This window comes from Curtobacterium sp. NPDC089689, assembly GCF_044749145.1.
GTDB lineage: Bacteria > Actinomycetota > Actinomycetes > Actinomycetales > Microbacteriaceae > Curtobacterium.
Genome location: NZ_JBIVHJ010000003.1, coordinates 253707 through 278828, shown reverse-complemented (window position 1 = coordinate 278828; position 25122 = coordinate 253707). Strand labels below are relative to the sequence as shown.

The window sequence follows — 25122 nt, the reverse complement described above, 5'->3', positions numbered from 1 at the left end:
GTGCGAGAACTCTGCGGCAAGCCGCCGTCACGCAGTTCCGGACCCCTGCCCCAAGCGCCGATAATGCATATTATGTCAGCTCACGTGGCGGCGGCGCCGTCACCACGTGGCCACGACCATCCCCGATCCCGCGGCCGGACGGTCCATCGCCAGGATCGCCCCGGGCAGTTCCTCGAACGCGATCGTGCGTCCGATCGAGTCTGCGGGACGCAGCCGGCCGGCAACGACGTCCTCGAGCATCGCTGCGTACTCGGACACTGCGATGCCGTGGCTCCCGAGCAGCTCGAGCTCGTCGCCGATCACCCGGCCCATCGGGATCGCCGGGGTCGCCTCGTCCCCGAGCAGCAGCCCGACCTGGACGTGCCGGCCCCGAGGGCGCAGGGTCTCGACGGCGGCCACCGACGTCGGACGGCTCCCGAACGCGTCGACGGAGACGTGCGCGCCGCCACCGGTCAGCTCGCGGATCCGGTCGACCGCGTCGTCGTCCATGAGGACGGTCTCGGCGCCGAGCTCCGCAGCACGCCCGAGCGCCTCCGCTGATATGTCGGACGCCACGACCCGTGCACCGGCGGCCACCGCCACCTGCACCGTGGAGAGACCGACGCCTCCGCAGCCGAACACCGACACCCACTCCCCTGCCGTCACCCGCCCTCGGGTGTGCAGGGCGTGGTAGGCGGTACCGAACCGGCACCCCAGGCTCGCGGCCTCGGCGAACCCGACCGCGTCCGGCAGCGTCACGACGTTGAGGTCGGCGTGCGGCACCATGACGAGTTCCGCGTACGACCCCGGCAGGTCGAACCCGGGCTGCTGCTGCGCCGTGCACACCTGCGTGGCCCCGGCGAGGCACTCCTCGCACTCGCCGCACGCGAAGACGAACGGCGCGGTGACGCGGTCCCCCACGGCCGTCCGACGCACGTCGGCGCCGACCGCCGCGACCTCGCCGGCGAACTCGTGGCCGGGGACGTGCGGCAACGACACCGAGTCGTCGTGGCCGGTCCAGGCGTGCCAGTCGCTCCGACAGACCCCGGTGGCCCGGACCCGGACGAGGACACCGTGCGGCGGCAGCGCGGGCTCCGGGAGTTCGACGACGGTCGGCACGGAACGGAAGTCGGAGTACTGCACAGCTCGCACCCGATCATCCTGGCAGACGAGCGACGCCGCGGGCTGACCCGTCAGCGGCCGTCGGTGCACGCCCGTAGGCTCCTGTGCATGCGTTCATGGTCGGCCTTCGCGCTCGTGCTGCTCCTGGCGGCGTCCTTCACTGCAGGAGCGGCCCCGGCGTCGGCGCACTCCGCCCTGGTCTCGAGCGACCCCGCGGCGGACACGACGTTGACCGTTCCGCTCGACCGCGTCACCCTGACCTTCTCCGAGGCGCCGCTCGCCGGCCTCGACGCCGGTCTGCGGATCGAGGTTCGCGACGGATCGGACCGTGACGTGTCCTCGGGCTCCGTCGGGGTGTCCGGTACCGCGATGTCGAAGGCCGTGACGCTGGCCGACGGGCCCTACCGGGTCGTCTGGCGGTACGTGTCACCCGATGGTCACCCGATCGCGGGCGAGTACGGGTTCACTGCCGCGGGTGTCGCCGGGACGACCCCGAGCGCCGCCCCGACCGGGTCGCCCGCACCGTCCACGTCCGCGACTGCCGGACCGATCGCGACGGCCACGGCCGGACCCGCCAGTGCGACGACCCACGCCGGGCACTCGTCGGTCGCCGTCTGGGTGATCGGTGCGCTCGCGCTCCTGGCGGCAGCAGCTGCGGTGGTCGCCGCCGTCGTCCGGCGTCGTCCCGCTCGCCCGGCCGCGCGGGACGACGACACCCCGGCCGGCGGCGCGGCGGCCTGAGCGGGTACCAGCGGCGCCGGCACGCCGGCTCCCCACCCGGCCTGGAGGCACGGATCGCCGCCGCCTCGTCGGTCGCGCGGGCGGTCACGCAGCCGTGAAGACGAGTGACGCGTTCTGACCGCCGAACCCGAACGAGTTGTTGAGCGCCGCGCGCACCGGGGTGCGCCGCGCCGCGCCCGACACCACGTCGAGGTCGATCGCGGGGTCGAGCCGGTCGAGGTTCAGGGTCGGCGGGACGACACCGGTCTCGACGGCGCGGAGGGCGAGGATCGACTCGACGGCTCCAGCAGCGCCGAAGAGGTGCCCGATCGCGCTCTTCGGGGCCGACACCGCCGCGCCCGTGCCGACCGCCCGGGCGATGGCAGCGGCCTCCCCCACATCCCCGACCGGCGTGCTCGTCGCGTGGGCGTTGACGTGGTCGATGTCACGCGGCGCGACACCGGCCATCCGGATCGCCGAACGCATGGCACGCTCCTGCTCGCTGCCGTCGGCGAGCGGCGCCGTGATGTGGTGCGCGTCCGAGGTGATCGCCCATCCGGCCAGGCGTCCCCGTACGTGCGCGGCTCGTGCCCGGGCGTGGTCGGCACGTTCGAGCACGACGATGCCCGCTCCCTCGCCGAGCACGAAGCCGCGGCGGTTCGCGTCGAACGGGCGGGAGAGCGTCGCGGGGTCGTCCTCGCCCGGCTTCGCGAGGGCCTGCGACTGCGCGAACGACGCCATCGTCACCGGGGTGACCGCCGCCTCGGTACCGCCGGCCACGACGACGTCGGCCTCTCCGGTGGCGATGAGCCGGGCCGCCGTGACGAGCGCCTCGGCCCCGGAGGCGCACGCGGACACCGTCGTGTACGCGCCGGCTCGCGCGCCGAGTTCGATGCTGATCTGTGCGGCGGCTCCGTTCGCCATGAGCATCGGGACCGCGCGCGGCGACACCCGTCGGGCACCGGCGCCCGCGAGCACGTCGTGGGCGTCGAGGAGCGTCTCCACTCCCCCGATGCCCGTCCCGACGACCACCGCGAGCCGGTCGCCTTCGACGCCTGGCGCTCCGGCGTCCGCCCAGGCCTCGTGTGCTGCGACGAGTGCGAGCTGCTGGCTGCGGTCGAGCCGGGCGGCACGCACGCGACCGAGGGCGGTGTCGGCGTCGAGTGCCGCTTCCGCCCCGACCCGGATCGGTGCCCGGTCCCACAGGTCGCCGCTCCGGCCGAGGACGTGCACCCCGGAGCGACCGGCGACGAGCGCGTCCCAGAGCACGTCGACGCCGTGGCCGAACGGGGTGACGCTGCCGTACCCGGTGATGACGATGTCCACGCGGAACCTCCTGCTTGTACGTTGAACAAGTCGAGTTGTACCACGTACAATTCCGGCATGGCAACCGAGGGTGACGGCACGACCGCGCGAGGGTCTGCGACCCGTGCACGGATCATCGCTGCGACGGCCGGGCTCCTCGCCGCGGGAGGGTCGACCGACGTGACGGTGAGCGGCATCGCCCGCGCGGCAGGCGTCTACCCCAACCAGATCACGCACCACTTCGGGTCGAAGGACCGCCTCGTCCTCGACGCCGCGTTCACCCTCTTCCTCCGCGACACGAGCCGGATGCAGGCAGCGGGACGGCGGGTCGGCTCCCCCGGTCCGTTCCGGACCCTCCTGGCGCGCACGACGCTGGCGATGCCGTCGCTCCCCCTCGTCGTGGCCGCACTCGGGGTCGGCGGGCGGGAGCGCAGCGCGCACCTGCTCGGTCTGCTCTTCCGACAGTCCGAGCGCTACCTTGCACGGGTCGCCGCCGACCGCGGGTGGGCCAGCGGCTCGCTCCACCGCGACGTCAGGACGTTCTGGAGCGCGGCGTTCGGAGCGGCCCTCCTCCGCGCGGCCGGTGGCACGGGTGGCCCCGAGGACGTCGACCTCGCCGCGACGCTGTCGATCAGCGCGGGGCCGGCCGACGCTCCCTGAGCTCCGTCACTCCCCGAAGCCGGACTGCACGAGCCCGACCAGTGCGTCGACGGCGTCCTGTGCGTCGTCCCCCGAGGCCTCGATGCCGATCGTCGCGCCCTTCGGCAGCGCGAGCGCCATGATCGCGAGGAGGCTCTTCGCGTCGACGCCGTTCACACGCACCCGTGCGTCGAACCGCGCGGCGGTCTTCACGAACTCCGCCGCCGGGCGGGCGTGGAGTCCGCTCTCGTTGCGGAGCTCGACCGAGGCCGACGCGACGGCGGCGTCCTCGGGGCTGGAGCCGACCGACCCGTCGACGGGTGCCGACGCGCTGTCGGGTGTCGTGCCTCCAGGCAGATCCGTCGTGCTCGGTCCGACGGCGCTGGCGGCTGCGGCGAGGACCGCCGCGACGTCGCCGCCGGTCTGCGCGGCGACGGCCGCTGCGACCGTGCCCTCGACGAGCGGCGCCTGCGAGACGTGGACCCGTGCTCGGTCGTCGTCGTCGAGGAAGTCGAGCGCCGTGTCGGTCGTCAGGTAGGCCGAGCCGAGGTCGCACAGCACGACGATCCCGTCGGTGTCCCGGAGCTCCTCGAGCCCCGCGGTGATGGCCTCGAACGAGGTGCCGATGCCGCCGTCGTCGGTGCCGCCTGCGGCCACGAGCCGGACGTCCGCCGCCATCTGCCGGGCCAGCTCGACGGTGCCGGAAGCCACGGCGGCGCTGTGCGAGACGACGAGGATGCCGACGGTCACGCGGCGTCCACCGCGGCGCGCAGGAGGTAGACCGTCGACTGCGCCCCGGGGTCGCGGTGACCCACGGCGCGCTCCCCGAGGTAGCTCGCGCGTCCCTTGCGGGCGACGAGGGCGTCCGTCGACTCGGCACCGGTCGCGGCGGCGTCCGCAGCGGCGGCGAGCACCTGCTCCGGGGCCGCTCCGGCCTCGGCGGCCGATGCGGCGGCGTCCACTGCCGGCGTCCACGCGTCCACCATCGTCTTGTCGCCCACTTCGGCCTTGCCCCGCGAGACGACACCGTCACGCGCCGCGGTCAGCACGGCCACGAGCGCCGACGCGTCGAGCACCTCCGCGTCACCGGCGGCCTGTGCGGCCTTGAGGTACGCCGTGCCGAACAGGGGACCGGCGGCGCCGCCGACGGTGGAGATGAGCTTGGTCGCGACCGTCTTGAAGACCGAACCCGGGGTGTCGAACGACCCGGCGTCGATCGCCTCGACGACGGCGCGGAACCCGCGGTCGAGGTTCTCGCCGTGGTCCCCGTCGCCGATCTCGCGGTCGAGCGTCACGAGCTCGGCGCGGTGGTCGTCGATCGTCGCTGCCGAGCGACGCACCCAGTCGATGGCCCATGCGGTGTCGAGCGCCAATGCGGTGTCCCTTCTGCGGCCGGCCCGTGGTCCGGGCCGGGATCGTGGTCCGGTGGGTCAGCGACCCCAGCGCAGGGCCGGGGTCTCCACCGGGGCGTCCCAGAGCGCGGTGAGTTCGTCGTCGAGCACGGTGACGGTCAACGAGAAGCCCTGCATCTCGAGGGACGTGACGTAGTTGCCGACCAAACTACGCGTGACCTCGTAGCCGCGGTCGGAGAGGACCTCCTCGGCGCGTCGGTAGGCGATGTAGAGCTCCGACTGCGGCGTGCCGCCCATGCCGTTCACGAGGAGGAGCAGCTTCGCCCCCGAAGGAGCCTCGAGGTCGGTGAGGATCGGTTCGAGGACACGGTCGACGAGCTCGTCTACCGGGGCCATCGCGATCCGCTCCCGCCCGGGCTCGCCGTGGATGCCGATGCCGAGTTCGACCTCGTCGTCGGCCAGGGTGAAGGAGGGCTCGCCGGCGTGTGGCACCGTGCCCGACGAGAGCGCGAGGCCCATCGACCGGGTGACCTCGTTCACGTGGCGAGCGACCGCGGCGACGGCGTCGAGGTCGTCCCCGCGCTCGGCCGCCGCGCCCGCGCACTTCTCGACGACCACCGTGCCCGCGACGCCCCGACGGCCGGCGGTGTACAGCGAGTCCTGCACGGCGACGTCGTCGTCGACCACGACCGACTCGACGCGGACGTCGTCCATCGCCGCGAGTTCGGCGGCGGTCTCGAAGTTGAGGACGTCCCCGGTGTAGTTCTTCACGATGTGGAGCACCCCTGCTCCCCCGTCGACGGCCTTCGTCGCCGCGACGATCGGGTCCGGTGTCGGGCTCGTGAACACCGGACCCGGGACGGCGGCGTCGAGCATGCCGTACCCGACGAAGCCGGCGTGCAGCGGTTCGTGACCGCTGCCGCCGCCGCTGACGATCCCGACCTTGCCCGACACCGGCGCATCGGCTCGGTGCAGGTGGATCGGGTCCTCGACCAGGACCACGTGCCCGGCGTGCGCACGGGCGAACCCGCGGACGGTCTCGTCGACCACGGCGTGCGGGTCGTTGATGAGCTTCTTCATGCGCGGAACTCCTTCGTCGACGGTGACGGGCGCACCTGGACGGTGACGGGTTCACCCTACAGCGGCCGCCCGTTCGCGCTCCGTGCACGTTCGTGCACCAGGATCGCGGCGGGCAAGCCGCTCCGAACGCGCGATCTCGCACCCCCGATGCACGTTCGTGCACTTTCTCGCGGATCGCTCGCGATTCCGTCGCGGAGCCGCGATCCGCGTCAGTATGCTCGCCCCAATCACTCAACGGGGAGTGCCGGACCCGCACCACCGGACCCCCAACCCTCACGCACTGGAGGTCACCGATGGACGGCATCGGCGTCAATTTCCTCTCCGAGCTCGTCGGCACGGCGATGCTCATCATCCTCGGTGGCGGTGTCGTCGCCGCCGTGTCCCTCACGAAGTCCAAGGGCTTCGGCGCGGGCTTCCTCATGGTCACGATCGGTTGGGGCTTCGCGGTCTTCGCCGGCGTCACCGTGTCGTACAGCTCGGGCGGCCAGCTCAACCCCGCGGTGAGCCTCGGTCTCGCCCTGCTCGGCAAGATCACTGTCGGCGAGATGTTCCTCTACTGGCTCGCGCAGCTCATCGGCGCCATCATCGGTGCGGTCATCGTCTGGCTCGCCTACAAGCAGCACTTCGACGAGGAGCCGGACCCGGCCGCCAAGCTCGGCGTCTTCTCGACCGGCCCGGCGATCCGCAGCTACGCCTGGAACGTCGTCACCGAGATCATCGGCACGTTCGTCCTCGTGTTCGTCGTCCTCGCGTTCACCAACGGTGGCACCCCCAAGGAGCTCGGCGCGGTCCCCGTCGCCTTCCTCGTGATCGCGATCGGCGTCTCGCTCGGTGGCCCGACCGGCTACGCCATCAACCCGGCCCGTGACCTCGGCCCGCGCATCGCGCACGCCTTCCTCCCGATCAAGGGCAAGGGCTCGTCCGACTGGTCCTACGCGTGGGTGCCGGTCGTCGGCCCGCTCATCGGTGGCGCTCTCGCTGCCGGCGCATCGACGTTCCTGCTCCCGATCGTCTCCTAGACCCCTCGGCCGCGGTCGACGCCGACACCGTCGTCGACCGCGGCACCCCGCTCGACCGGCACAGCAGCCGGTCCGGCACCCCGCTCGACCGGCACAGCAGCCGGTCCGGCACCCCGCTCGACCGGCACAGCAGCCGGTCCAGCACCCCGCCCGACCGGCACAGCAGCCGGTCCGGCGCCCGAAGCCCGGTCGGCACCGCAGCCGACCGTGACACCGACACCCGTAAGGAGCACCAATGGCCGACTACATCGTCGCCATCGACCAGGGCACCACCTCGACCCGAGCGATCGTGTTCGACCACTCCGGTTCCATCGTGTCCGTCGGACAGAAGGAGCACGAGCAGATCTTCCCGCGCGCCGGATGGGTCGAGCACGACCCGGCCGAGATCTGGGACAACACCCGCGAGGTCATCGGCCAGGCGCTCTCCCGCGCCGACATCACGCGACACGACGTCGCTGCCGTCGGCATCACCAACCAGCGCGAGACCGCGGTGGTCTGGGACAAGAACACCGGCAAGCCGGTCTACAACGCGATCGTCTGGCAGGACACCCGCACGCAGGCCATCGTCGACAAGCTCGCCGACGGTGACACCGACCGCTACAAGTCGGTCGTCGGCCTCCCCCTCGCCACCTACTTCGCCGGCACGAAGATCGTGTGGATCCTCGACAACGTCGACGGCGCCCGCGAGAAGGCCGAGGCGGGCGACCTGCTCTTCGGCACGACCGACACCTGGGTCCTCTGGAACCTCACCGGTGGCGTCGACGGCGGCGTGCACAAGACGGACGTCACGAACGCCTCGCGCACCCTCTTCATGGACCTCGAGACGCTCGAGTGGCGCGACGACATCCTGGCCGACTTCGGCGTGCCGAAGTCGATGCTCCCCGAGATCGTCAGCTCCTCCGAGGTCTACGGTCACGTCGAGTCGTCGAACCTCCTCCGCGAGGTCCCGATCGCCGGCATCCTCGGCGACCAGCAGGCCGCAACGTTCGGCCAGGCGGCGTTCGACCAGGGCGAGTCGAAGAACACCTACGGCACCGGCAACTTCCTCATCTTCAACACCGGTACCGAGATCGTCCGGTCGGAGAACGGCCTCCTCACCACCGTCGGCTACAAGCTCGGCGACCAGGAGACCCACTACGCCCTCGAGGGTTCGATCGCCGTCACCGGATCGCTCATCCAGTGGCTCCGCGACAACCTCGGACTCATCGGCAGCGCCCCGGAGGTCGAGGCCCTCGCCAAGACCGTCGAGGACAACGGCGGCGTCTACTTCGTCCCGGCGTTCTCCGGCCTCTTCGCGCCGTACTGGCGTCCGGACGCCCGCGGCGCGATCGTCGGCCTCACGCGCTACGTCAACAAGGGCCACATCGCCCGTGCCGCCCTCGAAGCGACGGCGCTGCAGACCCGCGAGGTCCTCGACGCGGTGAACGCCGACTCCGGCGTGGACCTCACCGAGCTCAAGGTCGACGGCGGCATGACCGCGAACAACGAGCTCATGCAGTTCCAGGCCGACATCCTCAACGTGCCGGTCGTCCGACCGGTCGTCGCGGAGACCACGGCGCTCGGTGCGGCCTACGCCGCCGGTCTCGCCGTCGGCTTCTGGGCGAACCTCGACGAGCTCCGCGCCAACTGGCAGGAAGACCAGCGCTGGGAGCCGCAGCTCGACGACGCCGAGCGCGACCGCCAGCTCCGCCTCTGGAAGAAGGCCGTCACGAAGACCTTCGACTGGGTCGACGAGGACGTCCAGTAGTCCGCTGCTGACGTGACCGCCTGGAGGCGCGGTGCGGGTCCGACGGACCGGCACCGCGCCTCCAGGCCGTTGCGGTGGGCGCGGAGCGCAGCGCCGGTGTCCGACCCGCTCTCGCCTCCCCTCGCACCACGGCCCCGACGTGGAACCAGGCACCACGCCTGGTTCCACGTCGGTTCCGTGGTTCGTCGCCGTCAGGCGGCGGGTGCGACGCCGACCCAGTCGGCGAGCTTGCGGGCCGCGGCGCCCGAGTCGATCGCCTCGGCCGCGACGGCGAGTTGCTCGCGGAAGCGCTGGAGGATCGCACGGTCGGCCTGCGCCGGGTCCTCCGCGAGCCGGAAGGACACGAGTCCCGCCGCCGCGTTGAGCAGCACGATGTCGCGGACGGGTCCGGTCTCCCCCGCGAGGACACGGTGCACCACGGCCGCGTTGTGCTCCGGGTCGCCGCCGAGCAGGTCCTCGGTCCGGGCGCGGGCGATGCCGAGGTCGCGCGGGTCGAGGTCGTGCTCGATGATCCGGCCGCCGGTGACCTCCCAGATGTGGCTGTGCCCGGTGGTGGTGAGCTCGTCGAGTCCGTCGTCGCCGCGGAACACGAGCGCCGTCGCGCCGCGGGTCTGGAACACGCCCGTGATGATCGGGACGAGTTCGAGCTGCGCCACGCCCACCGCGTTGGCCTCGCAGCGTGCGGGGTTGACGAGCGGCCCGAGGAAGTTGAAGACGGTCGGCACGCCGATCTCGCGGCGGACCGGACCGGCGTGCGCGAACCCGGGGTGGAAGGCGCTCGCGAAGGCGAAGGTGAGTCCGACACGCTGGAAGGTGTCCGCAACACGCGCGGCGTCCATCGTGAGGTCGAGTCCGAGGGCGGCGAGCACGTCGCTGGACCCCGACTTCGAGGAGCTCGCGCGGTTGCCGTGCTTGACCACGGGCACGCCGGCCGCGGCGATCACGATCGCGGCCATCGTGGAGACGTTGACCGTCCCGACGACGTCCCCACCGGTCCCGACGATGTCGAGCGCCATCGGGTCGACGTCCAGCGGGACAGCGGCGTCGAGGATCGCGTCACGGAAGCCGACCACCTCGTCCACGGTCTCGCCCTTGGCGCGGAGCGCCACGGCGAATGCCGCGATCTGGGCGGACGTCGCACGTCCCTGGACGATCTCCTCCATGGCCCATGTGGACTGTCTGATCGACAGGTCCTGGCGCGCCATGAGCGCGCTGATCACCGAGGGCCACGTGAGTTGGTCGTGCATGCTCCGATCGTAGTGAATTCGAGCGACCCACCAGTTGGCTGCGAAAACACTGTCGGTGGTTTCGGCCATAATGGAGTCTGTGACTAGCACCCCTCTCTCCAGATCTGCCACCGCACCGGTCCTCAACAGGCCGAACGCCGTGGCCGTGGGGACGATCGTGTGGCTGGGCAGCGAGGTCATGTTCTTCGCCGGCCTGTTCGCGATCTACTTCACGCTCCGCAGCACCTCGCCCGAGCTCTGGGCCACCGAGACCGCCAAGCTCGAGGTGCCGTTCGCGTCGGTGAACACGATCATCCTGGTGCTGTCGAGCTTCGCCTGCCAGTTCGCGGTCTTCGCCGCCGAGCGCTTCCAGGTGCACCGCACGAGCTGGAACCCGCGCCACTGGGGCATGACCGAGTGGTTCTTCGTCACCTACTGCATGGGCGCGATCTTCGTCTGCGGTCAGATCTTCGAGTACGCCAACCTCTGGCACGAGGGCGTCACGCTCTCCTCCAGCGCCTACGGCTCGGCCTTCTACATGACGACCGGCTTCCACGGCCTCCACGTCACGGGTGGCCTCATCGCGTTCCTGCTGACCCTCGGTCGCGGGTTCGCCGCCAAGAACTTCGGTCACAAGGAAGCGACCACCGCGATCGTCGTGTCGTACTACTGGCACTTCGTCGACGTCGTCTGGATCGGCCTCTTCGCCGTCATCTACCTTCTCAAGTAGGAACTGGATAGCCCCCACAGCATGTTCAACAGAACCAAGTCCAAGAAGGGCCGCCGGTCTCCCCTGGCGACCGTCTCGCTCATCGTCGTCGGCCTGATGACGACCGGCGGTGCGTACGCGCTGTTCAGCTCCACGGCGAACGCCGACGACAGCACGAGCACCGTCTCGGCCGCGTCCACCCAGTCGAAGGTCAACGAGGGCGAGAAGCTCTTCGCCTCGAACTGTGCCACCTGCCACGGCCTGAACGCCCAGGGCACCGGCGAGGGTCCGTCCCTCATCGGTGTCGGTGCTGCCTCCGTCGACTTCCAGGTCGGCACCGGCCGGATGCCGATGGCCGCCTCCGGTCCCCAGGCCGAGGAGAAGCCGGCGCAGTTCACCGACGAGCAGGTCGACGCGCTCGCGCAGTACGTCGCGTCCCTCGCACCCGGACCCGCCGTCCCGTCGAGCGACCTCACGGACGGCAAGGGCGACGCCGCCGAGGGCGCAGAGCTCTTCCGCATCAACTGCGCCATGTGCCACAACGTGGCCGGTGCCGGCGGTGCGCTGACCGAGGGCAAGTACGCCCCGAACCTGCAGGACGTCTCCGGCAAGCACATCTACGAGGCCATGCTCACCGGCCCGCAGAACATGCCGGTCTTCAACGACCTGAACCTGACCCCGCAGCAGAAGGCCGACGTCATCTCGTACCTCAAGTACGTGCAGGACAACAAGTCGCCCGGCGGTTTCGCGCTCGGCTCCATCGGGCCGGTGGCAGAGGGTCTGTTCATCTGGATCTTCGGACTCGGCGCCGTCGTCGCGATGACGGTCTGGCTGACCGCGAAGTCCAACTGATCGTCCGTGTCGAACGACACTGAAGGGAACACCATGGCAGAGCACGACGACGAGGCACTGAACTCGTCCTCGGCTGTCGAGAAGCACGGCACGACACACGGCACCACCGCCTCGGCCGGCACCGCGGTCGTGCCCGCGGACCCGTTCGAGAACCCGGGCGAGCCGCCGCACCGCGCGCGTCGCACCGACGTCGACCCGAAGAAGCAGCGGTTGGCCGAGCGCCAGGTCGCGACGTTCTTCTACCTCTCGATCGTGGGCAGTGTCCTCGCGATCGCGGCGTACGTCGCCTTCCCGATCAAGGAAGACGACTTCAGCACGGTCCGGCTGGCCAACCTCTGGCTCGGTCTGTCGATCACCCTCGCGCTCCTCGCACTCGGCCTCGGTGCCGTGTACTGGTCGAAGTCCCTCGTGGTCGACCGCGAGATCACCGAGATGCGCCACAGCACCCGCGGTACCGACGCGACCCGTGCCAAGGCGGTCGAGGCCTTCCAGCTCGCCGACAAGGAGTCCGGGTTCAGCCGTCGCAAGCTGATCCGCAACTCGATGATCGGCGCGCTGGCCGCCTTCCCGCTCCCGGGCATCGTCCTCGTGCGTGACCTCGCGCCCGCGGCCGACCCCAACGAACTCCTCCGCCACACCATGTGGGCGAAGGGCACGCGCCTGACGAAGGACCCCACGGGTCTCCCGATCAAGGCGTCCGACGTGACCATCGGTTCGGTGTTCCACGTCATCCCGGACGGCATGCTCGACAAGGAGGACATGCTGGAGGAGAAGGCCAAGGCCGCCGTCCTCCTCATGCGCCTCGACCCCAACGACCTCAACCCCGCCAAGGGCCAGGAGAACTGGGGCTACGACGGCATCGTCGCGTACTCGAAGATCTGCACCCACGTCGGGTGCCCGGTCGCCCTGTACGAACAGCAGACGCACCACCTGCTCTGCCCGTGCCACCAGTCGACCTTCGACGTCGCGAACAACTGCGAGGTCATCTTCGGACCGGCTGCACGTCCCCTCCCCCAACTTCCGATCGCGATCGACGACGACGGCTACCTGGTGGCGCAGAGCGACTTCCACGAGCCCGTCGGACCGTCCTTCTGGGAGCGTGAGCGCTGATGAGCACAACCACCCGTCCCGCGACGACGTCGGCCACCAAGCCGGCGCCGGAGCGCGGTTCCCGCATCATCGGGGCCGCTGCCAACTACATCGACGAGCGCACGAGCATCTCGGGCCTGGTGAAGGAGGTCGGTCGCAAGATCTTCCCCGACCACTGGAGCTTCATGCTCGGCGAGGTCGCGCTGTACAGCTTCGTCGTCATCCTGCTCTCGGGGACGTTCCTGACGTTCTTCTTCCAGGCATCGATGGCCGAGGTCGTGTACCACGGCGCGTACGTCCCGCTGAAGGGCGTCGAGATGTCGACCGCGCTGCAGTCGACGCTGAACATCTCGTTCGACATCCGCGGTGGTCTGTTCGTCCGACAGATCCACCACTGGGCTGCCCTGCTGTTCATCGCCTCGGTGATGCTGCACATGGCCCGCGTCTTCTTCACCGGCGCGTTCCGCAAGCCGCGTGAGCTCAACTGGGTCTTCGGCTTCGTCCTCTGGGTGCTCGCCATGGCCGAGGGCTTCACCGGCTACTCGCTCCCCGACGACCTGCTCTCCGGCAACGGTCTCCGCATCATCGTCGGCATGATCGAGGGCGTCCCGGTGATCGGCGTCTGGATCGCCTACCTGCTGTTCGGTGGCGAGTTCCCCGGCACCGACATCGTTGGTCGTCTGTACACGCTGCACATCCTGCTGCTCCCCGCGATCCTCGTCGCGGTGCTCGGTGTCCACCTCGTGCTCGTCGTCATCAACAAGCACACGCAGTTCGCCGGCCCGGGCAAGACCAACGACAACGTCGTGGGCGTCCCGATCCTCCCGGCGTTCGCCGCGAAGGCCGGTGGGTTCTTCTTCATCGTCGCGGGCATCCTCGCCCTCATCGCGTCGCTGTTCACGATCAACCCGATCTGGAACTACGGCCCGTACGACCCGTCCCCGGTGTCTGCCGGTACCCAGCCCGACTGGTACATCGGCTTCGCCGACGGTGCACTCCGTCTGGTTCCGCCGCACTGGGAGGTCGTCTGGTTCGGCTACACGGTGTCGTTCAACATCCTCGTGCCGATCGCCGTGCTCATGGCGCTCATCGTGGCGATGTTCATCTACCCGTTCGTCGAAGCGTGGGTCACGGGCGACAAGCGCGAGCACCACATCCTCGACCGTCCGCGCAACGCCCCGACCCGCACGGGTCTCGGTGCGGCCGGCATCACGCTCTACGCGAGCCTCTGGGCCGCTGCGTCGTCGGACATCATCGCGACCCACTTCCTGGTGTCGATCGACCACGTGATCCACGTGATCCAGGCCATGACGGTCCTCGGCCCGTTCGTCGCCTTCTGGATCACGAAGCGCGTGTGCCTCGCCCTCCAGAAGAAGGACCGCGAGATCGTCCTCCACGGGTACGAGTCCGGACGCATCGTCCGTCTCCCCCACGGCGAGTACATCGAGGTGCACGAGCCCCTCGACGAGTACGAGCGCTGGCGCCTGCTGCAGTTCAACGAGTACAAGCCGCTCATGGTCCGCCCGGACGCCCGGGGTCGCATCACGGGGCTGCAGAAGGCCCGCGCGAGCGTGTCGCGGTTCTTCTTCGAGGACCGCATCGCCCCGGTGTCGAAGGCCGAGCTCGAGGCCGCGCACGCCGCGCACCACGGCCCGGAGCTGACCGAGGGCGAGCACCCCGCTGCTGCCGTCGGTGCCGGGAACCACTAGCAGGAGCAAGAACACTCCTCGGCAAGAACGAACGAGCCCCTCGTCCACTTCGTGGTCGGGGGGCTCGTTCGTTCCTCTGGATTCGAAAACACCGTCTCGGGTTCACCGACGGTTCAGAATGGTGTGGCAGCGTGTTGCACCACGCACCCGTCAACGGAACGAGAAACCGATGGACAGCCGGACGGCCGAACACCCCAGGCCGAACCACTTCCTCCTCCACCTCAGTGACACACACCTCGTCGGCGGCGACGGCCCGCTCTACGGGGATGTCGACCCCGCCGCGCGGCTGGCCGAGATCATCGCCGACATCGAAGCCTCGGGTGCTCAGCCCGAGGCGATCGTCGTGACCGGCGACGTCGCCGACAAGGGCGAGCCCGGTGCCTACGCCCGCGTGCGCGAACTCCTCGAGCCCGCCGCCGCCCGCATCGACGCGCAGGTCATCTGGGCGATGGGCAACCACGACGAACGCGGCGCCTTCCGCCAGGAACTCTTCGGCATCCAGCCGACCGACCGTCCCGTGGACTTCGTCTACGACGTCAACGGCCTCCGCGTCATCACCCTCGACACGAGCGTGCCCGGGCACCACCACGGCGAGGTCTCCCCCGAACAGCTCGACTGGCTCGCCGAGGTCCTGTCCGAGGCCGCACCGCACGGCACCATCCTCGCCATGCACCACCCGCCCGTCCCGAGCGTCCAAGACCTCGCCGTGCTCGTGGAACTCCGCGACCAGGCGTCACTCGCCGAGGTCGTCGAGGGCAGCGACGTGATCGGCATCATCGCCGGGCACCTGCACTACTCCACCAGCGCGGTCTTCGCGGGGATCCCCGTCTCGGTGGCGAGCGCGACCTGCTACACGCAGGACCTCATGGAGTACCAGGCCGGTACCCGGGGTCGCGACGGCGCGCAGTCGTTCAACCTCGTCCACGTGTACGGCCGGAACGTCGTGCACTCGGTCGTGCCGATCGGGCACTACTCGACCGTCGGCGAGCCGGTGTCCGCGGTCGAGACGGAGGCCCGACTCGCCGCCGCGGGTGTCCGCATCGCTCCTGCCGTCGAGCCGGCACCGGTGACGTCGAGCATCCCCGTGTTCACGCTCGACTCGGTGCCGCTCTCCCCCGTCCACCCGTAGACCCACGGGGCGCGCGCGTTCCGACGTCCCGCGTGTCGATCGACACGTGCGGCGTCGGGACGGGCGCGTTTCGTGACGCAGGCCCGGGAGCGCGACGCCCGGGAGCGCGACGCCCGGGAGCGCGACGCCCGGGAGCGCGACGCCCGGAGCGCACGTGGCCGACTCTCGGCGCCGGGCTCGCAGGCTCGCCCGGAGCGCACCGGCAGGACGCTGGCGCGTCCTAAGCGCCGGCGCGCTCCCACGGCGCCGGGAACGGGAAGTACTTCTCGAGGAAGTCCGTGACGCGCTCGGTCCGCTCCTCGTCACTGACCTCCGGGAAGCTGCCGTCGTTGAGGCAGAAGAAGTCGACGTTCCGCTTCTTGAGCAGGTCGTCCAGCATCTTCAACCCGGACTGCATCGTCGTGTCGACGTAGCGCACCGACGCGTTCTCCTGGATGATCGCCCGTCCCGTGAGCAGCGCGTAGTAGTGGTACAACGAGTTCGTCACGGAGATGTTGTCCGCCGCACGGAACCGCGACGCCGCAGTGGCGCGGAACTCGTCCGCGAACTCGTGCTCCATCTCGGTCATGATCGACGACCGGAGCGGGGTCGGCGCGTGCTCGAGGTGCCGGGTCGTCACCGCGCCGAACCGTTGCTGCAGCAGGCGTCGGTTGACCCGGGCGGAGTTCTCGAACCCGCTCCGAGCAGGGTTGTTCGAGCCGAGGCCGATGCGGGTGTCCGCGACGATGAACTTCGTCACGGAGCCCGGGCTGAAGAACACCGACGGGTCCGCGAGGCGCCCGAAGAACATGTCATCGTTCGAGTAGATGAAGTGCTCGCTGATGCCGGGGATGTGGTGCAGCTGCGACTCGACGGCCTGGGAGTTGTGCGTGGGCAGCACCGACGGGTCGGCGAAGAACTCCTCGCTGCGGACGATCCGGACCTTCGGGTGGTCGGCGAGCCACTTCGGCGCCGGCGAGTCCGTCGCGATGTAGATCTGCCGGATCCACGGCGCGAACGTGTGCACCGACCGGAGTGCGTACTTCAGCTCGTCGATCTGCCGGAACCGGGCGGGAGCGTCGTCGCCCTCCCCCAGGACCGCGTTCGCCTGCGCGGCCTGCCGTGCGCGCTGGTACTCGACTGCGTTGCCGTCGACCCACGAGAACACGATGTCGATCGGGAAGCGGATGTCCGACACGTGGTCGTCGAACATGTGCTCGACGGTGCGCCACGTGCGGCCGTACCGGTCGATGTCGACGAGCACGAACTCCTCGATCGGCAGGCTGCGACGCATCAGGGCGTTCTCGACGGGGGCGAGGACCTCGGTGTCGGTGACGCGCCAGAACTCGAGCTGCACGCTCGTCTCGGCGCCGTAGCGCAGCCGCCCGATCGGCTCGACCCGCGGGCGGAACAGGCGCAGGACGGGTTCGTGCGGTGCCCCGAGACCGTCGTCGAGGACGAGCACGGCGGGGCGCTTCGGCGGCTTCGCGTAGAACGGTTCGTTCGCGGCGGCCGCCATGACCGCGCTCTCGGCACGCTGCCGGTCGCGCTCGTCGACGGCGATCACCGGCCGCTGGTCGTTGCCACGGATGAGCAGGTGGTCGACGTCGCCGGCGGTGAGGGCGTCGTCGAGGAACAGCAGGTCCTCGATCATGGACTGCTGGGGCGTCAGGTGGCCGTTGACGAGCGTCAGACGACCCTTCCGCACGACGACGTCGGGCCGGTCGAGACCGCCGGACGACGGGCGAGGGGTCAGCAGTGGACTCTCGGTCACCGGCTCGGTCTCGTCGCTCATCCATGCCCTTCGGGTCGATCGGTCGGGTCCTGCACCCGACTGACTGATCCTACCGTCCACGCGGGCACGGGGTTCGCGCGTCACCCCCGACGCCGGCTGGCGTCGCGACCGGCCGGGAGGCACGACGCACGCCCGTCACGTCGCGCACGGCACGCGCGGTGCGGTCGGGTCAGCTCCCGGCTGCGTCCGTCTCGCGCGGCACCTTCACGGCGAGCCCGACCACGACGAAGAGCGCCGCGGCGACGATCTGGAGCGCAGCCCACACCTGCCCGGGGATCGGCACGACGACCAGCGGGTTCCAGCACACCGCGACCGCGGCCATGAGGGCCGCTGCCCACCAGGAGCGCCCACGCACGGCGAACACGAGGATGATCAGGGCGAGGACCGTGACGCCCCACCGGGCGAACACGAACGCCGAGGCGTCGATGATCGCGACGCACGCGAGCAGCACGACGGCGGCGAGCAACGACGGGGCGAGCGCGGGACGGGTGTAGGGCGGCAGCTGGCGGCCTCCCCCGGCGGCGCGCTGCGGTGCCCGCGGCGTCGGCCTCGCGGGCACACCCTGCTGGGACGACCCGATCGCGGGTCGTCCCCTCCGCGAGGCCATCAGGCGGACGCGCCGTCGAGGTCGATCGCCCGGAACGGACGCGACATCGGCGGGAGGTCCCGGACGCGCTCGAGTGCCGGCTCGAGCTCGTCGAGGTACGCCTGGTAGCCCTCGTCGTTGAGGTGCAGGCCGTCGTCGGAGTAACGGTCGGCGAGGTGGTCGTCGTCCGCCAATGCGGGCCAGGCGTCCAGGTACTGCGCGTGGCAGGTCGCGACGAACTGGCGGAGGTGCCGGTTGGCCTCCTCGATCTTCGCGCGGTACTCGGCCTGCCGGGGCAGCACCGACACGAGGAGCAGCCGGACACCGGGCAGCTCGCGGCGCAGGGTGACGAGGATCGTCTCGACGTTGCGGACGACGTGCTCGACACTCGCGCGGTGGTTGCCGAAGTCGTTCGTGCCGATGAGCAGGACGATGACCTCGGGCTCGGCGGCCACCACTTCGTCGAGCCGCGCGAGCACCCCGTCGGTGGTGTCGCCGCCGACGCCGAGGTTCAGCGTGCGCTCCGACGGCAGCCGGTTCTCCCAGTCCCCTGCCTCGGTGATGCTGTCCCCCAGGAACAGGACGGTGGGTCGGTCCTCGGTCATGCTGCCTCCTCGTGCGACGTGTCAGCACTGCCATTCTGGTGGGTGCGGTTGCGGGAGGTCGAGTCGGTGTTGTGCGACTCCCGCTCGGCTGCGGCGGTGATCCGCTCGACCATGCCGGGGAAGATCACCCCGTGGAACGGCAGGATCGAGTACCAGTACAGGCGTCCGGACAGTCCCTGGGGGAAGTAGATCGCACGTTGTCGGTAGTCGCTGCCGCCGGAGGGCGACGGCGTCACGGTCATCTCCAACCAGGCCCGGCCGGGCGACTTGAACTCGGCGCGGAGTCGGAGGTAGCGCCCGCGCTCGAGCCGTTCGACGCGCCACCAGTCCAGCGCGTCGCCCTGCTCGAGCCGTTGTGGGTCACGTCGACCGCGGCTCAGTCCGACCCCGCCGGCGATCTTGTCCATCCACCCCCGGGCGACCCAGGCGAGCGGGAACGAGTACCAGCCGTTCTCCCCGCCGATCGACTCGACCACGCGCCAGACGTCGGCGGCCGACGCGTCGGTGTGCCGCTCCCGGTCGTCGACGTACACGGTGTGCCCGGCCCAGTCCGGGTCGCTCGGCAGTGGGTCGGCCGGGGTCGCGGCGAGTGTCGCGTTCCGCCAGCTCGTCTCGACCTCGCCGGTGCGCATGCGGGTCAGGGCCAGCCGGACCGCCCGCCGGTAGGGGGTCAGTCCGCCGGAGGGGTGCGGGACGTACTCGTCGATGTCGTGCTCGCGTTGCACGCACTCGAACTGGAGCGACTCGATGATCGGACGCGCGAGCTTCCGTGGGATCGGCGTCACGATGTTGAACCAGTGCGCGGCGAGCCCGGGGGTGAGCACCGGCAGCGAGGCGATCGCGCGCTGTGGCAGCTTGGCCTCCACCGCGTACCCGTTGAGCATCTGGCCGTAACGGAGCACGTCCGGGCCGCCGATGTCGAACGTGCGGTTGACTTCGGCGGGGATCTCGAGCGCCTTGACGAGGTAGTAGAGGACGTCGCGGATCGCGATCGGCTGGATGTGGTTCCGGACCCACTTCGGCGCGGGCATCCACGGCAGCACGTCGGTCACGTGGCGGATCATCTCGAACGACGTGCTCCCCGACCCGATCACGACGCCCGCCTGGTACGCGATCGTCGGGACGCCCGAACGGAGCAGGACGTCGCCGACCTCCTTCCGGCTCCGGAGGTGCTTCGACAGCTCACCGTCGGGGTGCAGGCCGCCGAGGTAGACGAAGCGCCGGACCCCGGCCACGCGAGCCTCGTGCGCCATCGTGCCGGCCGCCTGCGTCTCGGCGCGCTCGAAGTCGCCGTCGGCTCCCATCGCGTGTGCGAGGTAGTAGACCGCCTCGATGCCATCGACGGCGAACCGGACCGCACGGGCGTCCGCGAGGTCGCCCTCCACGATCTCGACGTCGTCGTGCCAGGGGACGTCCTGCAGCTTCCGGGGCGTCCGGACGAAGACCCGCACGGTGTGACCGGCTTCGAGGAGTCTGGGGACGAGGCGACCGCCGATGTACCCGGTGGCGCCGGTGACGAGGACGTGCATGCGGGGCACGGTACGCGCGTCGCCTCCGGGTAGGCTTGCCGGGTGGACAACGCAGCCATCCCCACCCCCGGCCACCTCGACGCGGACGCGGTCCGGGCCCTCATCGACCACGCGATCCTGAAGCCCGAGCTCACCCGCTCCGACGTCGACGCCCAGCTCGACGAGGCCGCCGCGTACCGCGTGTTCAGCGTGTGCGTCCGGCCGAGCGACGTCGCGCACGCCGTCGAGCGTCTGACCGGCACCGGGGTCGGCGTCGGCACCGTGATCGGCTTCCCGCACGGCACCACCTCCACCGCCGCCAAGGTCGCCGAGTCGCTGCAGGCCCTCGCCGACGGCGCGTTCGAGCTCGACATGGTGCAGAACATCGGTGCGGCGAGGTCCGGCGACTGGGAGCGCGTCGAGCAGGACGTCCGTGCCGTCGTCGACGCCGCCGGCGACACCGTGGTGAAGGTCATCCTCGAGACCGCGTTCCTCACCGACGACGAGATCGTCGCCGCATCGCGCGCCGCACAACGCGCCGGTGCCGCGTTCGTGAAGACCTCGACCGGCTTCGCCGGCGGGGGCGCGACCGCCGGGCACATCCGCCTCATGCGCGACACCGTCGGCGCCGACACCGGCGTGAAGGCCTCCGGCGGCGTCCGTGGCCTCGACACCCTGCTCGAGATGGTCGACGCGGGCGCTGACCGCATCGGCACGAGCGCCTCGGCGCGCATCCTCGACGAACTCGCGCACCGCAGCGAGACCGGCGCCGCGTCGTCGCTCGGCGACGACACCTCGTCCTACTGACCCCACCCCCCGCCGGGGCCGAGTACCTGCGGGACGCCAGCCGGCGGACCGGACGTGCACCGAGCCTCCAGGCCGTCGCACCGGAGCGATCATGACCGACAGCACCACCCAGCCCCACCTCGCGGGGCAGTCCCTCGCACTCGCCGTCGACCTCGGCGGCACCAAGGTCGAGGCCGCCCTGGTCACCGACCAGGGCGTCGTCCTGCCGGCCACGCGGCACCGCAGTCCGACCGGCCCCGGCCGGACCTCCGACGAGCTGCAGGCCGCGGTCGACGAGGTCGTCACCGCCACGCTCGCGACCCTGCCCGCGGACGCGGTCCTCGTCGGCGTCGGCATCGGTTCGGCCGGCCCCGTCGACGAGGTCCACGGCCTCGTGTCCCCGCTGAACATGCCCGTCTGGCGCGGCTACCCGCTGCGGGACCGCGTCGCGCAGCACGTGCCCGCCGGGGTCCCCGTGACACTCCGCATGGACGGCCTCGCGATCACCCTGGCTGAGCACTGGGTCGGCGCAGCGCAGGGGTCCGACCACGTGATGGGCATGATCGTCTCCACGGGCGTCGGCGGCGGGCTCATCCTGCACGGCCGCACGGTCAGCGGCCCGACCGGCAACGCGGGCCACATCGGGCACGTGGAGTGCGGCGGGTTCGACGACCCGTGCGCGTGCGGCGGCACGGGCTGCCTGGAGGCCGTCGCGTCCGGTCCGAAGACCGTCGCCTGGGCGCAGCGTCAGGGCTTCGCCGGCACGACGGGCGAGGACCTCGCCGCCGCGTACGAGGCCGGCGACGAGATCGCCGTCGGAGCGGTGCGGCGCAGCGGTCGCGCGCTCGGACAGGCGATCGCCGCGGCGACGAGCCTGGTCGACCTCGAGGTCGTGGCGATCGGCGGTGGCTTCTCCCACGTCACCCCTGACCTCTTCGAGTTCGCGCGGCAGGCCGTGGCGGAGCGCGTCGAGTTCCCGTTCGTGACGAAGGTGCGGATCGTTCCCACCGGGCTCTCGCAGGACGGGCCGCTCATCGGCGCCGCTGCGCTCGTGCACCGGGCGGACGTGCTGCGCTGACCGACCGTCGCTGACGCGCGCCGTGCCGCGGTGCGGCATGCGTCCCCACGGTGCGCTGACGCGTGTCGGCCGGGAGGCACGGGTCGTCACCGCCCCGCCCCTCCGGTCGCTCCGTGGCCCTGTCCACAGCCCGGCCCGGTCGGGCAGGTCGGTCCGGCAGGATGTCGGGGTGCCCCGCTCGCGCCTGCTGACGACCGACGACTGGCCGGAGGCCGAACTCCGGGCCGCGGTGCTCGCCGGGGAGCTCGTGCCCGTCGGTCCGTGCTGGGCGTCACCGGCCGAACCGCAGGACCCGGCGTTGCGTGCCGCAGCGGCTGCGTGGGCCCTGCCGGACCACCGCGGCCTGGGTGTGGGGCGGACTGTCCCGTCCACCGCTCCCCCACGAGTGCGTCGTGCCCTCGCACGTGCGGCTCCGGGTCGACCCCGCGACGGTCCGGGTGCGCGAGGTCGCGCTACCGCACGAAGACGTCCGGGTCCTCGCGGGGCTCCGGGTGACGACACCACCGCGGACCGCGATCGACCTGCTCCGGGCGCCCGGGCCGACCGCGGGCCGCATGCACGCCGCCGACGAGGACGCCGTGCGGGGTCTCGTCGGGGCTGGCGTCGTCGGCACGGACGAGCTGCGGCGAGCCCTCGGTGCGCTCGGTGTCGTGCCGATGGTCCGCCAGGCCGAGCGGCGTCTCGCCGCGCTGTTCGGCTCCGAGCCGGCGTGACCGGGCTCGGCCGGGGCTCGCCTCGCTGCGACGCGGTCCGCCTCCCTGTGGACGGCGAGCGTCAGCCGGCGCTGACGCGGTACACGTCGTAGACGGCGTCGATGCGCCGCACCGCGTTGAGTACCCGGTCCAGGTGGGTGGTGTCGCCCATCTCGAAGACGAACCGGCTCAGTGCCAGTCGGTCGGACGAGGTGGAGACGGTCGCCGAGAGGATGTTCACGTGGTGGTCGGTCAGCACCCGGGTCACGTCGCTGAGCAGGCCCGAGCGGTCGAGTGCCTCGATCTGGATCTGCACGAGGAACACTGATTTCGACGACGGAGCCCACTCGACCTCGATCATGCGGTCCGGCTCGTTCATGAGGGACTTCACGTTCGAGCACGACGCCTGGTGCACGGAGACACCCTGGCCGCGGGTGATGAACCCGACGATCTGGTCGCCGGGCACCGGGGTGCAGCACTTGGCGAGCTTCACGAGGATGTCCGGTGCACCACGGACGAGGACGCCGGAGTCGCTGTTGCGGAGCTGGCGGCTCGTGATCTGCCGCGGGAACGCCAGCTCCGGCTCGTCCGTCTCGGTCTCGGTCTGGACGCTGCCCAGCACCTTCTCGATGACGGACTGCGTCGAGACGTGCCCCTCCCCGATCGCCGCGTAGAGGGCGGAGACGTCCTCGTAGCGCATCGAGGACGCGACCTCGGCGATGGTGTCCTGGCTGAGGATGCGCTGCAGCGGCAGGTTCTGCTTCCGCATCGCACGGGCGATGGCGTCACGGCCCTGCTCGATGGCCTCTTCGCGACGCTCCTTGGTGAACCACTGCTTGATCTTGTTCCGGGCGCGCGGGCTCCGGACGAAGGTCAGCCAGTCCTGGCTGGGACCGGAATCGGGGTTCTTCGACGTGAAGATCTCGACGACGTCACCGCTCGACAGGGTGCTCTCGAGCGGGACGAGCCGCCCGTTGACCTTCGCCCCCATCGTGCGGTGACCGATCTCGGTGTGCACGGCGTACGCGAAATCGACCGGGGTGGCGCCCGACGGCAGGCCGATGACCTTGCCCTGCGGCGTGAAGACGTAGGTCTCCTTCGCGCCGATCTCGTAGCGCAGCGAGTCGAGGAACTCGCCGGGATCGCTCGTCTCCGCCTGCCAGTCGGTGATGTGGGCGAGCCACGCCATGTCCTGGTCGTTCTGGCTCGACGAGTCGACGTCGCGGCCGGTGACGCGCTGCTTGTACTTCCAGTGGGCAGCGACACCGAACTCGGCGCGCTGGTGCATCTCGTGCGTGCGGATCTGGATCTCGACCGCGCGCCCCTGGGGCCCGAGGACGGTGGTGTGCAGCGATTGGTACAGGTTGAACTTCGGCGTCGCGATGTAGTCCTTGAACCGGCCGGGCAGCGGCGTCCACCGAGCGTGCACGGAGCCGAGCATCGCGTAGCAGTCCCGCACGGTCGGGACGAGCACGCGGATCCCGACGAGGTCGTAGATCTCGTCGAACTCGCGCCCACGCACGATCATCTTCTGGTAGATCGAGTAGTACTGCTTCGGTCGGCCCATCACGTCACCGCGGATCTTCGCGGCCTTGAGGTCCTTCTTGAGCGTGCCGATGACGTTCTGCACGAACTGCTCGCGCTTCGGCTGCCGTTCCTTCACGAGGCTGTCGATCTCGACGTAGAGCTTCGGGTGCAGCACCGCGAACGAGAGGTCCTCGAGCTCCAGCTTGATCATCTGGATGCCGAGCCGGTGCGCCAGGGGCGCGTAGATCTCGAGCGTCTCCTTGGCCTTGCGCGTCGCGGAGGCGGACTCCACGAAGCCCCACGTGCGGGCGTTGTGCAGGCGGTCCGCGAGCTTGATCACGAGCACCCGGATGTCCTTCGACATCGCGATGACCATCTTGCGGACGGTCTCGGCCTGTGCGCTGTCGCCGTACTTGACCTTGTCGAGCTTCGTGACGCCGTCGACCAGCATCGCGATCTCGTCACCGAAGTCGGCGCGGAGCTGGTCGAGCTGGTAGTCCGTGTCCTCGACGGTGTCGTGCAGGAGCGCCGCGGCGATCGTGATCGTGCCGATGCCGAGGTCGGCGAGGATCTGCGCGACCGCGACGGGGTGGGTGATGTAGGGCTCGCCGGACTTGCGCTTCTGCCCGTCGTGCGCCTGCTCGGCGACCGAGTACGCCCGTTCGATGAGCGTGACGTCGGCCTTCGGGTGGTGCGACCGCACTGTGCGGATGAGCGTGTCGACCGCTCCGGCCGGCTGCGCACGGGAGAACAGGCGCGGGAGCAGGGAGCGGAGCGAGCCGAGGTTGCCCGTGGTGTTCGGGCCGATCGGACTCGTCGGACGGGCGGGCGAGGCCGGGCGGCTCGCGGCGTCCGACGGCGACGATTCGCGCGTGTCGGTCATGATGCG

The 25122-nt window shown here is 70.7% G+C and carries 23 protein-coding genes; 12 read left to right on the top strand and 11 right to left on the bottom strand.

Annotated features, from left to right (window positions below; genetic code table 11):
* Positions 1-99: 99 nt before the first annotated feature.
* Complete coding sequence (locus ACIPYW_RS12965) at positions 100-1131, bottom strand: alcohol dehydrogenase catalytic domain-containing protein (protein ID WP_400414167.1); 1032 nt, start codon at positions 1129-1131, stop codon at positions 100-102.
* 78 nt (positions 1132-1209) lie between these two features.
* Between ACIPYW_RS12965 and ACIPYW_RS12960 the strand changes: the two genes are divergently transcribed.
* Positions 1210-1842 carry a copper resistance protein CopC gene (locus ACIPYW_RS12960; protein WP_400414165.1) on the top strand — a complete coding sequence of 211 codons (633 nt, stop codon included), beginning with the start codon at positions 1210-1212 and terminating at the stop codon, positions 1840-1842.
* A gap of 84 nt (positions 1843-1926) precedes the next feature.
* Here the strand turns inward: ACIPYW_RS12960 and ACIPYW_RS12955 are convergent, their stop codons facing one another.
* Positions 1927-3147 (bottom strand): beta-ketoacyl-[acyl-carrier-protein] synthase family protein, encoded by a 1221-nt coding sequence (locus ACIPYW_RS12955; protein WP_400414162.1) that lies wholly within the window; start codon positions 3145-3147, stop codon positions 1927-1929.
* Positions 3148-3204: 57 nt separating this feature from the next.
* Here ACIPYW_RS12955 and ACIPYW_RS12950 point away from each other — a divergent pair, with 57 nt between their 5' ends.
* A complete protein-coding gene (locus ACIPYW_RS12950; RefSeq protein WP_400414159.1) occupies positions 3205-3786 on the top strand; it encodes a TetR/AcrR family transcriptional regulator C-terminal domain-containing protein in 582 nt (193 codons plus the stop codon).
* A 6-nt stretch (positions 3787-3792) separates the two neighbouring features.
* Here ACIPYW_RS12950 and dhaM read toward each other — a convergent pair whose 3' ends face one another.
* From dhaM to dhaK, 3 genes are read right to left on the bottom strand one after another with little or no spacing between them, the layout of a single operon-like run.
* On the bottom strand, positions 3793-4515 hold the full coding sequence (dhaM, locus tag ACIPYW_RS12945) for a dihydroxyacetone kinase phosphoryl donor subunit DhaM (RefSeq protein WP_400414158.1): 723 nt from the start codon (positions 4513-4515) through the stop codon (positions 3793-3795).
* A complete protein-coding gene (gene dhaL, locus ACIPYW_RS12940; RefSeq protein WP_400414155.1) occupies positions 4512-5138 on the bottom strand; it encodes a dihydroxyacetone kinase subunit DhaL in 627 nt (208 codons plus the stop codon). The genes dhaM and dhaL overlap by 4 nt, the downstream gene beginning before the upstream one ends.
* A 57-nt stretch (positions 5139-5195) precedes the next feature.
* The gene (dhaK, locus tag ACIPYW_RS12935) at positions 5196-6197 is read right to left on the bottom strand and encodes a dihydroxyacetone kinase subunit DhaK (RefSeq protein ID WP_400414152.1); all 1002 of its coding nucleotides are present in this window, start codon (positions 6195-6197) and stop codon (positions 5196-5198) included.
* A gap of 293 nt (positions 6198-6490) precedes the next feature.
* Here dhaK and ACIPYW_RS12930 point away from each other — a divergent pair, with 293 nt between their 5' ends.
* Positions 6491-7216: an MIP/aquaporin family protein gene (locus ACIPYW_RS12930; RefSeq protein ID WP_290131731.1), complete on the top strand. Its 726-nt coding sequence runs from the start codon at positions 6491-6493 to the stop codon at positions 7214-7216.
* Between the two features lie 235 nt (positions 7217-7451).
* Complete coding sequence (gene glpK / locus ACIPYW_RS12925; RefSeq protein ID WP_400414148.1) at positions 7452-8963, top strand: glycerol kinase GlpK; 1512 nt, start codon at positions 7452-7454, stop codon at positions 8961-8963.
* A gap of 191 nt (positions 8964-9154) precedes the next feature.
* Here the strand turns inward: glpK and trpD are convergent, their stop codons facing one another.
* On the bottom strand, positions 9155-10210 hold the full coding sequence (gene trpD / locus ACIPYW_RS12920; RefSeq protein WP_400414146.1) for an anthranilate phosphoribosyltransferase: 1056 nt from the start codon (positions 10208-10210) through the stop codon (positions 9155-9157).
* Between the two features lie 70 nt (positions 10211-10280).
* Between trpD and ACIPYW_RS12915 the strand changes: the two genes are divergently transcribed.
* The 5 genes from ACIPYW_RS12915 to ACIPYW_RS12895 all read left to right on the top strand — a co-directional run bounded on the left by ACIPYW_RS12915 (position 10281) and on the right by ACIPYW_RS12895 (position 15677).
* Complete coding sequence (locus ACIPYW_RS12915) at positions 10281-10919, top strand: heme-copper oxidase subunit III (protein WP_058724425.1); 639 nt, start codon at positions 10281-10283, stop codon at positions 10917-10919.
* 21 nt (positions 10920-10940) lie between these two features.
* Positions 10941-11750, top strand: coding sequence for a cytochrome c (locus tag ACIPYW_RS12910; RefSeq protein ID WP_290131734.1), 810 nt, complete (start codon positions 10941-10943; stop codon positions 11748-11750).
* A 33-nt stretch (positions 11751-11783) separates the two neighbouring features.
* On the top strand, positions 11784-12860 hold the full coding sequence (locus ACIPYW_RS12905) for a ubiquinol-cytochrome c reductase iron-sulfur subunit (RefSeq protein WP_290131735.1): 1077 nt from the start codon (positions 11784-11786) through the stop codon (positions 12858-12860).
* Positions 12860-14548, top strand: a complete 1689-nt coding sequence (locus ACIPYW_RS12900; RefSeq protein ID WP_290131736.1) for a ubiquinol-cytochrome c reductase cytochrome b subunit — start codon at positions 12860-12862, stop codon at positions 14546-14548. The genes ACIPYW_RS12905 and ACIPYW_RS12900 overlap by 1 nt, the downstream gene beginning before the upstream one ends.
* Before the next feature lie 169 nt (positions 14549-14717).
* Entirely contained in the window at positions 14718-15677 is a 960-nt protein-coding gene (locus tag ACIPYW_RS12895) for a phosphodiesterase (RefSeq protein WP_400414143.1), read from the top strand.
* Positions 15678-15897: 220 nt separating this feature from the next.
* Here ACIPYW_RS12895 and ACIPYW_RS12890 read toward each other — a convergent pair whose 3' ends face one another.
* The 4 genes from ACIPYW_RS12890 to ACIPYW_RS12875 all read right to left on the bottom strand — a co-directional run bounded on the left by ACIPYW_RS12890 (position 15898) and on the right by ACIPYW_RS12875 (position 20171).
* Positions 15898-17451, bottom strand: coding sequence for a stealth conserved region 3 domain-containing protein (locus ACIPYW_RS12890; RefSeq protein ID WP_400414140.1), 1554 nt, complete (start codon positions 17449-17451; stop codon positions 15898-15900).
* Positions 17452-17620: 169 nt separating this feature from the next.
* Positions 17621-18058: a DUF6804 family protein gene (locus ACIPYW_RS12885; protein WP_400414138.1), complete on the bottom strand. Its 438-nt coding sequence runs from the start codon at positions 18056-18058 to the stop codon at positions 17621-17623.
* The gene (locus ACIPYW_RS12880; protein ID WP_400414135.1) at positions 18058-18642 is read right to left on the bottom strand and encodes a GDSL-type esterase/lipase family protein; all 585 of its coding nucleotides are present in this window, start codon (positions 18640-18642) and stop codon (positions 18058-18060) included. The genes ACIPYW_RS12885 and ACIPYW_RS12880 overlap by 1 nt, the downstream gene beginning before the upstream one ends.
* Positions 18639-20171, bottom strand: coding sequence for an SDR family oxidoreductase (locus ACIPYW_RS12875; RefSeq protein WP_400414133.1), 1533 nt, complete (start codon positions 20169-20171; stop codon positions 18639-18641). Before ACIPYW_RS12875 ends, ACIPYW_RS12880 begins: the two co-directional genes overlap by 4 nt.
* A 42-nt stretch (positions 20172-20213) precedes the next feature.
* Between ACIPYW_RS12875 and deoC the strand changes: the two genes are divergently transcribed.
* From deoC to ACIPYW_RS12860, 3 genes are all read left to right on the top strand, one after another.
* On the top strand, positions 20214-20957 hold the full coding sequence (deoC, locus tag ACIPYW_RS12870) for a deoxyribose-phosphate aldolase (RefSeq protein WP_400414130.1): 744 nt from the start codon (positions 20214-20216) through the stop codon (positions 20955-20957).
* A 91-nt stretch (positions 20958-21048) separates the two neighbouring features.
* Positions 21049-22014, top strand: coding sequence for an ROK family protein (locus ACIPYW_RS12865; protein WP_400414128.1), 966 nt, complete (start codon positions 21049-21051; stop codon positions 22012-22014).
* Between the two features lie 302 nt (positions 22015-22316).
* A complete protein-coding gene (locus ACIPYW_RS12860) occupies positions 22317-22727 on the top strand; it encodes a type IV toxin-antitoxin system AbiEi family antitoxin (RefSeq protein ID WP_400414126.1) in 411 nt (136 codons plus the stop codon).
* A 61-nt stretch (positions 22728-22788) separates the two neighbouring features.
* Here ACIPYW_RS12860 and ACIPYW_RS12855 read toward each other — a convergent pair whose 3' ends face one another.
* On the bottom strand, positions 22789-25116 hold the full coding sequence (locus ACIPYW_RS12855; RefSeq protein WP_290131745.1) for a bifunctional (p)ppGpp synthetase/guanosine-3',5'-bis(diphosphate) 3'-pyrophosphohydrolase: 2328 nt from the start codon (positions 25114-25116) through the stop codon (positions 22789-22791).
* Positions 25117-25122 lie beyond the last annotated feature (6 nt).